Consider the following 12454-nt stretch of genomic DNA (forward strand, 5'->3'; position numbering starts at 1 on the left):
GGTCCTGAGACGAACTAGCCGTCGAAGACGATGACCGGCCCCTCGACACCGACCACGACCCTGTCGCCCACCTGGTGCCCGGAGCCGCTGAGGGTCCGTACCAGGACCGAGCCGGGTCCCTGCTCGCCCGTCCCCTCGTCGAGGCGTACGTGGAACAGGGCGTCGTGACCGAAGTACTCGCGGCGGGTGACCGTGCCTGCCGCGGCGGTCCCGGTGGGGCTCCCCGCGGGCTCCAGCCGGAGCTGCTCGGGGCGCAGCACCACCCGCACGGCGGGTCGAGCGAGCGCGACCGGTGCGACCGCCGGCGCGAGCGGACCGAGCGCGGTCTGCACCGCCCGCCCGTCCCAGCGCCCCGGCAGCGTGACGGAGTCCCCGAGGAACTGCGCGACCCACGGGTCGGCGGGACGCTCGTAGAGGTCGACGGGGGCGTCGTCCTGCACCACCCGGCCGTCGCGCAGGACGACGACGCGGTCGGCCATGGACAGGGCCTCGTCCTGGTCGTGGGTGACGAGGACCGCCGTCGCGCCGAGGTGGTGCAGGATCTCGCGGACCTCGGTGCGCAGACCGGTTCGCAGCGACGCGTCGAGCGCGCTGAACGGTTCGTCGAGGAGGACGAGGTCCGGTCGGGGCGCCAGCGCGCGGGCGAGCGCGACACGCTGGCGCTGGCCGCCCGAGAGCTCGTGGGGGAGGCGGTGCGCGGTGCCGGCGAGGCCGACGACGTCGAGCAGCTCGTCGACCCGGCGCCGGCGGGCGGCGGCGTCCCAGCGGGTGCCGCCGACGCCGCGCCGCCGCAGGCCGAACGCGATGTTCCCGGCGACGTCGCGGTGCGGGAAGAGGGCGGCGTCCTGCGGCACCAGCCCGATCCGTCGGTGCTCCGGACCGAGGCCGTCGGGTCCGTCGACGAGGACGCGGTCCCCGAGAGTGACATGCCCGTCCGTGGCCGGCAGCAGCCCGGCGACGACCCGGAGGAGCGTCGTCTTGCCGCAGCCGCTCGGCCCGAGGACGGCGAGGAGCGTGCCCGCGTCGGCGGTCAGGTCGACCCCGTGCAGCACGGCCGTGCCCTCCTGCCCGCGGCGCGCGCCGGGGTACCGGGCGTGCAGGCCGCGCACGACGAGCGCGGGGCGCTCGGCGACAGGGTCGGGCGTGAGGGCGGGAGGAGCTACCGGGGCGGTGGTCATGTGGGGTCGGCCTGTCGGTCGGCGTGGCGGGAGAGCAGGAAGGCGGGAACGCTCGCGACGGCGATGAGCGTCACGGCGTACGGTGCCGCAGCACCGTACGCGGCGATGTCGGTGAGCTGCCACAGCCGGGTGGCGAGGGTGTCGGTCCCGGTGGGGCGGAGCATGAGCGTGGCAGGGAGCTCCTTCATCGCGGTGAGCGCGACCAGGAGGGCTCCCGCGGCCACACCCGGCCAGGCGAGCCGACCGGTGACGGCGAACCACGCGCCGACGGGCGAGCGCCCGAGCGTCCGGGCGGTCTGCTCCAGGGAGACGGGGACCTGCGAGACGGCCGCGCGCACCGAGCCGGCCGCCTTGGGCACGAACAGCAGCGCGTACGCCAGGACCAGGACGAGGGGCGTCTGGTAGATGCCGGGCACCAGCTCGAGCGTGAGGTAGACCATCGACAGGCCGAGCACGATCCCGGGCAGCCCGTGCCCGAGGTAGGTCGCGGTCTCGAGCGCGCCGACGCTCCGGGTCCGGTACCGGGCGGCGAGGATCCCGATCGGCAGCGCGAGGAGCGCGGCCAGCGCCGCGCCCGCGAGACCGAGCAGGACCGTGACGACGGCCGCCTCGCCGAGTCGCGCGAGCTCGGCCTCGCGCTCGGCGACGCTGACGACCGACCGCACCACCATGGTCGCGACGGGCACCCCGAGCGCGGCGACGGTCAGGCCGGCGAGCAGCACCGTGCTCGGCACCTGCCAGCCGCCGAGCCGGACGGGTGCCGCCGCGCCGACGCGGACCGGTCCGGGCGCCGCTGCCCGACGGCGCAGCGCGCGTTCGGCGAGCACGATCACCAGGGCGAGGGCCACCAGCACGACGGACAGCACGAGCGCGAGCGCACGGTTGAAGGACCCGCTGAACGCGGTGTGGACCGCCCAGGTGAAGGCCGGGAACCGCATGATCGCGACCACGCCGAAGTCCGAGACCGTGTACAGCGCGGCGAGGAGCGCACCCGCCCCGGCGGCGGGCGCGATCTGGGGCAGGATCGCGGTGCGGAACGCCCGCACGGGCCCGCAGCCGAGGGTGCGGGCGACCGCCTCGACGTCGAGGTCGGCGCGGCGCAGCGCCGCGGTCACGGGCAGCGTCACGTAGGGCGTCGAGACGAGCACGAGGACCACGACCGAGCCCCAGAACCCGCGCAGCGGCGTCAGTGAGACCCATGCGAAGCCCGCCACGTAGGACGGCACGGCCAGGGGGAGCGCCGTGAGCACCTGCCAGCCCCGCCGCCAGGCGAGGTCCGTGCGGGCGAGGAGGAACGCCGTCGGGACGCCGATGGCGAGCGTGCCGGCGGTGACGGCCGCGACGAGGCCCACGGTGTTGAGGGTGAGCGAGAGCGTGCGCGGCCGCCACAGGGCCGCCCAGGCCGCGCCGTCGGGCTGCCCGGCGAGCTGGACGCCGAGGAAGATCACCGGCGTCGCGACGAGGACGACGGAGAGCAGCGCGAGCAGCCGGAGCACGGGGGACGGGTGCACGGACGAGCGCCCCCGCCGGCGCACGGGGGTGCGTCGGCGGGGGCTCGGACCGGTCGGGCCGGTGCTCGTCGTGGTCATCCGTCGTGTGGTCAGCCGACCGTGAGCCCGGCCTCGTCGACGAGGGCGGCGCTCTCGACGACCGTCCCGAGGTCGGACAGGTCGATCTCGGGGCCGTTGAGCGAGTCCAGCGGGGGCACACCCTCCGGACCGTCGATGCCCGGGACGAGCGGGTACTCGAACTCCGTGGTGGCGAAGTACGTCTGGCCGTCCTCCGAGAGCAGGTAGTCGACGAAGGCGAGCGCGTCGGCGCGGCCCTCGCCGCCCCCGAGGATCCCGACGCCGGTCGCGTTGACGAGCGCCGCGACGTCGCCGTCGGCGCCGAACTTCAGTTGGGCGCGCATGTTCTCCGCGCCCTGCTCGGCGGCGGCCGAGTACCAGTAGTAGTGGTTGATGAGGCCGAGCTGGACCTCGCCGGTGTTGACGGCCTCGAGGATCGCGCTGTTCTTCTCGTACGTGGCCGCGTCGTTGGCGGCGAGCGCCTCGAGCCACGCGGCGGCGCCGTCCTCGCCCTCGGTCAGGCGCAGCGCGGTGACGAACGCCAGGAACGAGGCGTTGCCCGGCGCGACGCCGATCTCACCGGACCAGCGCGGGTCGATGATCTCCGCGACGGTGTCGGGGACGTCGGCCTCGTCGACCTGCTCGGAGTCGTACGCCACGACCCGGGCGCGGCCCGTGATGCCGACCCAGGTGCCGTCGTCGGCCACGTAGGCCTCCGGGACGGAGCCGAGGACGTCCTCGGGGAGCGCGGTGAGCAGGCCCGCGTCGCCGACGAGGCCGAGCGCCCCGGCCTCCTGGGAGAGGAAGACGTGCCCGGGCGAGCTCTCGCCCTCGGTGAGCAGGAGCTGCGCCTGCTCGGCGCTGCCGGCGTACCGCACCTCGGTCTCGATGCCGCTGGCCTCCTCGAACTGCTCGATGAGCGGTGCGACCAGGTCCTCGCCGCGGCCCGAGTAGATGACCAGGGGCCCCTCGTCGGAGGTGGTGTCGGCGGCGTCGGTCGTCTCGGTGTCAGGCAGGGGTACGCCCGGCTCGTCGCTGCTCGCGCAGGCGCCGAGGGCGACGACGGGGACGAGGAGCAGAGCGGCGAGGCGGGCGGAGCGCCGACCTGCCGGTGATGTCGCGCGACGTGCTGCGTGCATGGAGGAACCTCATCGATCTCGCGGTGGACCCGAGCGCCCGGTGGCGGCGCCTTCGGTACGGTGTGGTGGGGCCTGGCGCAACGCCGCCCCGATGAGTTGAGGCTATCCTTACCTGAGGGCGCTCCGGCTCCCCAGATCGAGGGGGGTGGCGTGAGGAGAGGGATGGGCGAGGCAGGTTCCAGCGCGCGGCGACGCGTGCTCGTCGTCGACGACCACCGGATCCTCACCGACCTCATCGCGGCCGCCCTCGACGCCGAGGACGACCTCGAGTGCGTCGGCGTCGCGGACGACCGGGAGCGGGCGCTCGCCCTCGCCGCGACGCTGCACCCCGACACCGTCGTCCTCGACGTCCAGCTCCCCGGCGACGACGGACTCGAGGTGCTCCGCGCGCTCCGCGAGGCCGACCCCGACGTCCGGGTCGTGATGCTCACCGCCCACCCCCGCCCTGACCTGGAACGGGCGGCGCTCGAGCACGGCGCGTGCGGCTTCCTCGCCAAGGACGGCCGGCTCACCGCGCTGCTCGAGGCGGTCCGCAGCGCGTCCCCGGCGCGCCCCGCACGCGACCCCGGCCTCGTGCGGCGCAGCGCCACCGCGCACGAGACGTGGCACCTCACGCCCCGAGAGCTCGAGGTGCTCACCCTGCTCGGCGAGGGCGCGGACGTCCGGACCATCGCGGTGCGGCTCGGTCTGAGCGTGCACACGGTGCGCGACCACGTGAAGGCCGTCCTCGCCAAGCTCGGGGTGCGGTCCCAGCTCGAGGCCGTCACCGCCGCGCACGGCGCGGGCATCATCCGCGTCGGCGGACGCTGAGCCGTGGACACCGGTCCCCGGTCCGCGCGGCGTGCGGTGCGGCGCTACGTCGTGGCGACCGCCGGTGTGCTCGTCCTCGCCGTCCTCGGTGCGACGGCGGGTGCCTGGTGGTTCGCGACGCACGAGGCACGGCTGCAGGCCCAGGACGTCGCCCGCTCGTTCGCCCGCACCGTCATGGCACCCCTCAACGTCGACGAGGTCGGCGGCTCGGGCACCCAGGCGCGCGACCGGCTGGCCGAGGCCGTCTCCGCGCTGCGGGCCGACGGGGACGTCTACCGGGTCAAGGTCTGGCGGTTCGAGGACGACGAGACCGTCGAGCTCGTCTACTCCGACGCCACCGAGATCGAGGGCCTGCGGGTGCCCGTGAGCCCGACCCTCCGCGAGGCGATCAGCACCGGCGAGCCCGTCGTCACCGGTGTGCCCGACGACGCCGCGCACGCCACCGAGACCGGCGCGCCCGTGGACCTCGTCGAGGTGTACCTGCCGTTCGAGGACGTCGACGGGCAGACGGCCGTGGTCGAGCTCTACCTCGTCACGCAGACCGCCGAGCGCGCCCGCGAGCTCCTCGCCCACGTGCTGCCGCTCGCCCTCCTGCCGCCCGTCCTGCTGGCCGCCGCCACCCTTCCGCTCGCGCTGCGGCTCGCCCGCGGCTACGCGCAGGCGGAGTCCGAGCGCCGCGAGCTCCTCGCGCGGGCGCTCGCCGCGTCCGAGGACGAGCGCCGTCGCCTCGCGCGCCGCCTGCACGACGGGCTCGTCCAGGACCTCGCCGCGCTCGGCGTCGCGCTGGAGGTCGGCGCGGGCACGGAGGGTGTCGCGACCGGAGGAGCGACGGGTGGTCGCGACGGGACAGGGATGCGCCGGGGGCCGGACGCGCTGCGCGCCGAGCTCGCCGAACGTGTCCGGGACGAGATCGCCGACCTGCGCGAGGTCCTCGACGACCTCAACCCGCCCGAGGTCGAGCAGCAGGACCTGCGGACGGCGCTGGACGCGCTCGTCGCACGGCTCGGCGCGCCCGCGGACGGGCAGGGCTCAGGACCCGCGGTGCGGGTGACGGGCGCCGCGGTGGACGTGGACCCCGCGCGCCGGGCGCTGCTGCTGCGGTGCTGCGCGGAGCTCGTGCGCAACGCCGTCGCGCACTCCGGCGGCACGCGGGTCGAGATCGAGCTGGTCGGGGCAGGGCCTGGGAGCGGGTGGGGGCGCGAGGTCGGGATCGAGGTGCGCGACGACGGGCACGGCTTCGACGTGAGCGGCACCCCCGCGGGCCACCACGGGCTGCGGCTCGTGCGGGCCGCCGTCGAGGATGCCGGCGGCAGCGTCGACGTGACCAGCGGACCTGCCGGGACGCACGTGCGCGTCGTCGTCCCGCAGGCGCAGGGCCCGGGATAGCGCCGGCCCGGCGACCGGGTCAGGCGTGGCCCCCGGATCGAGCGGACGTCGTCAGGAACCCGGTGCGGTCGGGGTGACGTTCGTGAGCCACTCCTGGAGCGCGGCGTCGCGCGCGGCCTCGCAGCGGTCGGTCGCGGAGACCGTGATGGCGCCGTCGAGGCACCGCTGGTGGGTGATCGCGATGTCCCACGTCGCCAGCGTCATGATCATCTGCAGCGCCATGATGCTCGTGAGGACCACACCGATCACGACCGCGGGTGCGAGAGCGCCGCGGACGCGTGCGCGCCACACCGCCCGCAGGGCGCGGACACCGACGACGAGCGCCGCGACGGCGACAGCGAGGCTCGCGAGCTGCCAGGGGAAGGGCAGCGCGCTGAGGATGATCACCAGGAGCAGGAGCAGGCCGAAGTGCACGACCCGGCGGGTCGCGACCCGGGCCTCCTCCGGGTCGGCCGGCGGCGGCTCGGGCGGACCCGGCCGCGGTGCCGGCTGAGGGGACGGCTGCTGTGCCGGAGGTGGCGGCGGACCGCCCGCGGGCGGCTGGTCCACGGGCCCCGTGCCCGGGCGGGGCCGCGGTGGTGCGTCGCCCTGCGGCGGCGCGTACGGGTTGCCCATCGGTCGGCTCCTCGGTCGGGTTCTGCTGGCTCGGTGAGCTGTGCCATCTGTGTCTACGTGTGCCATCGTGTGCTGCGACGACCATTGTCCCGCACCCGCGGTGCGGTCTGACCCACCCCCCGCATCCTCGAGGAGACCTGTGCAGACCCCGTCCGGCCACCCCGTCGACTCCACCTCGGCGGCCCGTCTCGTGGTGCTCGTCTCCGGCGGCGGGAGCAACCTCGCCGCGCTGCTCGCCGCGCACGACGACCCTGCCTACGGCGCCCGCGTCGTCGGGGTCGTCACCGACCGGCCGGCGGCAGGAGCGCTCGACCTCGCGCGCGACGGGGGAGTCGCGTCAGTCGTGGTGGACCCCGCGGACTTCGAGGACAGGGCGGCGTGGAACACGGGGATCACGGAGGCCGTCGCGGTGTTCCGCCCGGACCTCGTCGTGCTCGCCGGCTTTATGCGCATCCTCGGCCACGAGTTCGTCGACCGCTTCGCCGGGCGCACCGTCAACACGCACCCTGCGCTGCTCCCTGCCTTCCCGGGGGCTCACGGCGTGCGCGACGCCCTCGCGTACGGCGTCGCGGTGACGGGCTGCACGGTGCACGTGGTCGACGCCGGTGTCGACACGGGCCCGATCCTCGCCCAGGCGGCGGTGCCCGTCGAGCCGGACGACGACGAGTCCACGCTGCACGAGCGCATCAAGGTCGCCGAGCGGGCGCTCCTCGTCCAGACGGTGGGCCGGGTGGCACGCGACGGGCTGCACATCGAGGGTCGGCGCGCGACGATCGGCTGAGCCGGGACCAGCCGGTGCCGGCTGCCGCTAGAATCGGTGGCGGCCGTGACTGGCGAGGGTGGGAACGACCACCGGGGAGCGGCCAGCAGTCCCTGTGATGCGCGCCGCCCGCCTGGGCGCCTGGGTGAAGCAACCGACCGCGACACCAGCCTCTCGTCAGGAGTGACACGCCATGTCCGCTGCCCCCACCGGCCCCGCGACCCCGATCGCCGACGACGCGCGGCGCCCCGTGCGCCGCGCGCTGCTCAGCGTCTACGACAAGACCGGGCTCGTCGAGCTCGCCACGGCACTGCACGCCGCCGGGGTCGAGCTCGTCTCCACCGGTTCCACGGCCGGGACGGTCGCCGCTGCGGGCATCCCGGTCACCCGGGTCGAGGATCTCACGGGCTTCCCCGAGTGCCTCGAGGGCCGGGTCAAGACCCTGCACCCGCGCGTGCACGCCGGCATCCTCGCCGACTCCCGCAAGCCCGACCACCTCGCCCAGATCGCGGAGCTGGGCATCGAGACGTTCGAGCTCGTCGTGGTGAACCTCTACCCGTTCGCCGCGACGGTGGCCTCCGGCGCAGGCCAGGACGCCGTGATCGAGCAGATCGACATCGGTGGCCCCTCGATGGTGCGCGCCGCCGCGAAGAACCACCCGAGCGTCGCGATCGTCGTCGACCCGGCCGCGTACGACGACGTCGCGGCCGCCGTGCAGGGTGGGGGCTTCACCTACGCCCAGCGCAAGGCGCTCGCCGCCCAGGCGTTCGTGCACACCGCGACCTACGACGTCGCCGTCGCGTCCTGGATGAGCAGCGTCGTGTCCCCGACCGACGCGACCGACGCGTCCGACCCGACCGGCGCGACCGGGTCGGGCTTCCCCGCCTGGGTCGGTGCGACGTGGGACCGCGCCGACGTGCTGCGCTACGGCGAGAACCCGCACCAGCGCGCCGCGCTCTACACGCGCGGCGACGGCACGCGCGGGCTCGCGCAGGCGCACCAGCTCCACGGCAAGGCCATGAGCTACAACAACTACGTCGACGCGGACGCCGCGTGGCGCGCCGCGCACGACCACGACGAGCCCGCGGTCGCGATCATCAAGCACGCGAACCCGTGCGGCATCGCGGTGGGTGCCGACATCGCCGAGGCGCACGCCCGTGCCCACGCGACGGACCCGGTGTCGGCGTACGGCGGTGTCATCGCCGCCAACCGCGTCGTCACGCGTGCCGCGGCCGAGCAGATCGCACCGGTCTTCACGGAGGTCGTGGTGGCCCCGGGCTTCGAGCCCGAGGCGCTCGAGGTCCTCGAGCGCAAGAAGAACCTCCGGCTCCTCGTGGTCGAGGGTGCGCCCTCCGCCGCGGTGGAGCTCCGTCCGATCAGCGGCGGGCTCCTGCTGCAGAGCGTGGACCGGGTGGACGCCGAGGTCGACGGCGGCGGGGACGACCCGGCGAGCTGGACGCTCGCCACGGGCGAGGCCGCCGACGCGGCGACGCTCGCCGACCTGGCCTTCGCCTGGCGGGCCGTGCGCGCCGCGAAGTCCAACGCGATCCTCCTCGCCTCGGGCGGCGCCGCGGTCGGCGTGGGCATGGGGCAGGTCAACCGGGTCGACTCGTGCCGGCTCGCGGTGGAGCGGGCCAACACCCTCGCCGACGGCGAAGAGCGCGCCCGCGGCGCGGTCGCGGCCTCCGACGCGTTCTTCCCCTTCGCGGACGGCCTGCAGGTCCTGCTCGACGCCGGGGTGAAGGCCGTGGTCCAGCCCGGCGGCTCGGTCCGTGACGAGGAGGTCGTCGCGGCGGCCGCCGCGGCCGGCGTGACGATGTACCTCACGGGCACGCGCCACTTCGCCCACTGACGCGGCGGTCCCGGTCAGACCACGGCGTCGCGCAGGCGCCGGGCCAGGTCGGTCGCGACCGTCAGGTCGAGGTCGACCGGGACGTCCCGGTTCATCAGGCGGCGCACGGCACCGACCTCGCGAGGGGCGTCGACGACGAGGATCGCCCGCGCCCTCCGTACGGTGCTCCGCGTCGTCGGGTCGAGGTAGAGCGCCGTCCAGCCCTCGTGGCCTGAGGCCCCGCCGCGCGGGTCGCCGCGCAGCACGACGTCGTCGGTCGGGGACGGCGTACCGAAGAGGGTGAGGTCGTGCCCGAGCTGGCGGGAGAAGACGTACGGGGCGTGCGCCGCGACGGGCTCGGTCGCCGGGCCGTCCTCGTGTCCACCGGCGAGCAGCGCCCGTACGGTCACCTCGGGGTCGTGCAGCGCGGCCGACCAGTGCCCGCCCGGGACGAGGCCGAAGACGGGGTGCTCGCGCGTGGCGCAGTCGCCCACGGCCCAGATCCGGTCGGCGCCCGGGGGCAGGGGTGCGCCCGACGGCGCGGCGTCCGCGGGCACGACGAGCCGCCCGGTCCGGTCCACCGTGACCGCACCGCGGGCGTCGAGCGGGAGCGCGCCGGCGAGCCAGGCGGTGGCGGGCCGGGCGCCCACCGCTGCCAGCACGACGTCGGCCGGGAGCTGACGCCCGTCGGCGAGGCGCGCTCCGCCGTCGTCCACCGAGGTGACCTGGGAACCCGTGACGAGCCGCACGCCCGCCTCGGCGTACCACCGGGCCAGGTGCGCGCCCACGACCTCGCCGAGCTGGCGGGACAGCGGGGTGCCGGCGGTCTCCACGACCGTCACGTCGCACCCCGCGCCGGCGGCGACCCCGGCGACCTCGGCTCCGATCCACCCGGCGCCGACGATCACGAGCCGGCGGCCGGCGGACACGTGCGCGCGCAGCGCCGCGGCGTCACGGGCGGTGTGCAGCACGGTCGCCGCCCCCCACCCCGGTGGGCGTACCGGCGTCGAACCGGTCGCGAGGACGACGGCGTCCGCCGTCACGGTGCGCCCCGAACCCAGGACGACGCCCACGGAGCCCGCGCTGGGCTCGAGGCGGGCCGCGGGGTCGTCCAGCAGCGTGACGTCCGCGAGCTCCTCGACGCGCACCCCGAGCTCGGAGCTCAACCATGCGGGCTCGCTCCGGCTGAGCAGCTCCTTCGACAGCGGGGGCCGGTCGTAGGGGGCGACGCCCTCACCGCCGACGAGCGTCACGTGGCCGTCGAAGCCGTCGCGCCGCAGCGCGGCCAGGGTCTGCGCGCCCGCGAGACCCGCCCCGACCACGACGACAGACCTGACGACAGACCGGACGACGGACCGGACGGGGGACGGTGCGGACGCAGGACCGGGCGAGGAGGACGGCATGGTGTCACGCTAGTGGGCGGTAGGCTCTGCGTCGTGAGGCGGTGGGAAGCGTGAGCGACGTCACCACGCCCGGCGCTGCGCGACCTCCCGGGCGAGGCTCGGCACCGGGCCGCCGAGACCTTGTCCCGAGCTGGCACCACGTGCCCTTTGGAGCCACCGTGACGAACGAACCGACCGAAGGCGACGCGAGCACGCGCCCGCCGGGATCGCGCGCGGAGCACCCCCTCCCGGCCGTGAGCCTCGCGCCGCGCCGCAACCTCGCGATCTGGCTCGTCCTCGCCGGTGTGCTCGCCTCGCTCGCGGTCGCGGTCCTCGTGGGCGGGCGCGAGGGTACGTTGGCCCTCGCCTCGCTGCTCGTCGCCGCAGGACTCCTGCGGGCGCTGCTGCCGGGCCCGGGACCTGTCGGCCTGACCGTCCGGTCCCGCGGCGTCGACGTCTTCTTCTTCTGGTCGCTGGGCGCGATGATCGCGTCCCTCGCGGTGGTCGCACCGGCGATCTGAACGACGACGGGCCCGCCCCCGGGAGGGGACGGGCCCGTCGTCCTGGTGTCAGACCGACGGCGTGGTCTTGGGGCCGGTCCCGTCCTCGCGCGGCTTCTCGGGCGCGGCCGGCTCCACCGCGGGCTCCACCTGCTCCACGACGACGTCCTCAGCGGCAGTCTGCTCCTCGACGACGGCAGCCTGCTCCTCGACGACGATCTTGTCCTCGCCGAGGAGGTCGTCCTGCTCGGGAGCGACGGCGAACGCGCGGTAGAACAGCGCCGCGATGGCGGCACCGGCGAGCGGGGCGACGATGAACAGCCACACCTGACTCATGTCGCCGGCGAACACGGCGGCGGCGAACGAGCGGGCCGGGTTGAGCGATCCGCCGGAGAACGGGGCGGCGATGAGCAGCCCGACCGTCAGGGCGAGGCCGATCGCGACGGGGGCGATCTTCGCGGTAGAGCGCTGGTCGGTGACGCCGAGGATGATCCCGACGAACACGGCCGTCACGACGACCTCGATGAGGAGCACCGCGACCATGTCGAAGGCGAAGGCGCCGTTGGTCGCCGCGGCCAGCGGGGAGTCGTCGCCGTAGCCGTTGGCCACCGAGGACAGGAACGACTGCCGGGTCGCCTCGGCGATGGCCCCGCCCTGCTGGAGGATCGGCAGTCCGGCCTGGGGGATCGTCGCGAACAGCACGAGACCGGCGAGGACGGCGCCGACGAGCTGGGCGAGCCAGTACGGAAGGAGGTCGCGCCAGGCGGTGCGTCCGCCGATGGCCGCCCCGAGCGTCACGGCCGGGTTGAAGTGGCCACCGGACACGTGCCCGACGGCGGCGACCGCCGCCATGAGGGCCAGGCCGCCGGCGAGCGCGCTGGCGAGGGTGAGCCCGGCGTTCGAGAACCGCCCGTAGAGCGCCACTCCGAGGATGGCGAGCACCAGGAAGAAGGTGCCGAACGACTCGGCGCCGAGCCGGGCCAGGAGGCTGGGGCCGACGACGCTGACCGTCTGGCGTTCGTCGACGACGAGGTCGGGTGCACCGACGTGCGGTGCGGCTGTGTCCTTCGACATGCGGATTCCTGTTCCGTGCGGTGGGGACGCCGTCGGGCTGGCAGCGCGGGCGTCGGGGCGTGGGACCGGCGGGCGCCGCCGCGAGAGCGACAGGAGCCGTCGTCTGGCATCCTGCCACCGAATGCTGAGCAAGGGGGAGGTTTGCGGCACTTCTCCCGCGCGCGTCGTCGGGACGAGGGCGACGAGTCCGCCCCGAAAAGTATCTTGACGT

Annotated in this window: 11 protein-coding genes and 1 riboswitch; of the genes, 5 read left to right on the forward strand and 6 right to left on the reverse strand. The window is 75.3% G+C overall.

What is annotated here, in order from left to right; translation table 11 throughout:
- Positions 1-14 precede the first annotated feature (14 nt).
- From OHL10_RS03365 to OHL10_RS03375, 3 genes are read right to left on the reverse strand one after another with little or no spacing between them, the layout of a single operon-like run.
- Entirely contained in the window at positions 15-1178 is a 1164-nt protein-coding gene (locus OHL10_RS03365) for an ABC transporter ATP-binding protein (RefSeq protein ID WP_265520730.1), read from the reverse strand.
- Positions 1175-2767, reverse strand: coding sequence for an ABC transporter permease (locus tag OHL10_RS03370; protein ID WP_265520731.1), 1593 nt, complete (start codon positions 2765-2767; stop codon positions 1175-1177). Before OHL10_RS03370 ends, OHL10_RS03365 begins: the two co-directional genes overlap by 4 nt.
- 11 nt (positions 2768-2778) lie before the next feature.
- The gene (locus tag OHL10_RS03375) at positions 2779-3885 is read right to left on the reverse strand and encodes an extracellular solute-binding protein (RefSeq protein WP_265520732.1); all 1107 of its coding nucleotides are present in this window, start codon (positions 3883-3885) and stop codon (positions 2779-2781) included.
- 162 nt (positions 3886-4047) lie between these two features.
- On the opposite strand from OHL10_RS03375, the gene OHL10_RS03380 reads away from it, so the two are divergent.
- Both OHL10_RS03380 and OHL10_RS03385 read left to right on the forward strand, forming a co-directional pair.
- Positions 4048-4695 carry a response regulator gene (locus OHL10_RS03380; RefSeq protein ID WP_265520733.1) on the forward strand — a complete coding sequence of 216 codons (648 nt, stop codon included), beginning with the start codon at positions 4048-4050 and terminating at the stop codon, positions 4693-4695.
- 3 nt (positions 4696-4698) lie between these two features.
- A complete protein-coding gene (locus tag OHL10_RS03385; RefSeq protein WP_265520734.1) occupies positions 4699-6081 on the forward strand; it encodes a sensor histidine kinase in 1383 nt (460 codons plus the stop codon).
- Positions 6082-6132: 51 nt separating this feature from the next.
- Here the strand turns inward: OHL10_RS03385 and OHL10_RS03390 are convergent, their stop codons facing one another.
- A complete protein-coding gene (locus OHL10_RS03390; RefSeq protein ID WP_265520735.1) occupies positions 6133-6696 on the reverse strand; it encodes a hypothetical protein in 564 nt (187 codons plus the stop codon).
- Positions 6697-6835: 139 nt separating this feature from the next.
- Between OHL10_RS03390 and purN the strand changes: the two genes are divergently transcribed.
- Positions 6836-7477 (forward strand): phosphoribosylglycinamide formyltransferase, encoded by a 642-nt coding sequence (purN, locus tag OHL10_RS03395; protein ID WP_265520736.1) that lies wholly within the window; start codon positions 6836-6838, stop codon positions 7475-7477.
- A gap of 35 nt (positions 7478-7512) precedes the next feature.
- A riboswitch (ZMP/ZTP riboswitch) is annotated at positions 7513-7602 on the forward strand.
- A gap of 47 nt (positions 7603-7649) precedes the next feature.
- Positions 7650-9308: a bifunctional phosphoribosylaminoimidazolecarboxamide formyltransferase/IMP cyclohydrolase gene (purH, locus tag OHL10_RS03400; protein WP_265520737.1), complete on the forward strand. Its 1659-nt coding sequence runs from the start codon at positions 7650-7652 to the stop codon at positions 9306-9308.
- A 14-nt stretch (positions 9309-9322) separates the two neighbouring features.
- Here the strand turns inward: purH and OHL10_RS03405 are convergent, their stop codons facing one another.
- A complete protein-coding gene (locus OHL10_RS03405; RefSeq protein WP_265520738.1) occupies positions 9323-10690 on the reverse strand; it encodes an NAD(P)/FAD-dependent oxidoreductase in 1368 nt (455 codons plus the stop codon).
- A gap of 158 nt (positions 10691-10848) precedes the next feature.
- Between OHL10_RS03405 and OHL10_RS03410 the strand changes: the two genes are divergently transcribed.
- Positions 10849-11190 carry a DUF3017 domain-containing protein gene (locus tag OHL10_RS03410; protein ID WP_265520739.1) on the forward strand — a complete coding sequence of 114 codons (342 nt, stop codon included), beginning with the start codon at positions 10849-10851 and terminating at the stop codon, positions 11188-11190.
- Positions 11191-11238: 48 nt separating this feature from the next.
- Here OHL10_RS03410 and OHL10_RS03415 read toward each other — a convergent pair whose 3' ends face one another.
- On the reverse strand, positions 11239-12243 hold the full coding sequence (locus OHL10_RS03415; protein WP_265520740.1) for an aquaporin: 1005 nt from the start codon (positions 12241-12243) through the stop codon (positions 11239-11241).
- Positions 12244-12454 lie beyond the last annotated feature (211 nt).

The organism is Oerskovia flava (genome assembly GCF_026163685.1).
In the GTDB taxonomy this organism is placed as follows: Bacteria; Actinomycetota; Actinomycetes; order Actinomycetales; family Cellulomonadaceae; genus Oerskovia_A; species Oerskovia_A flava.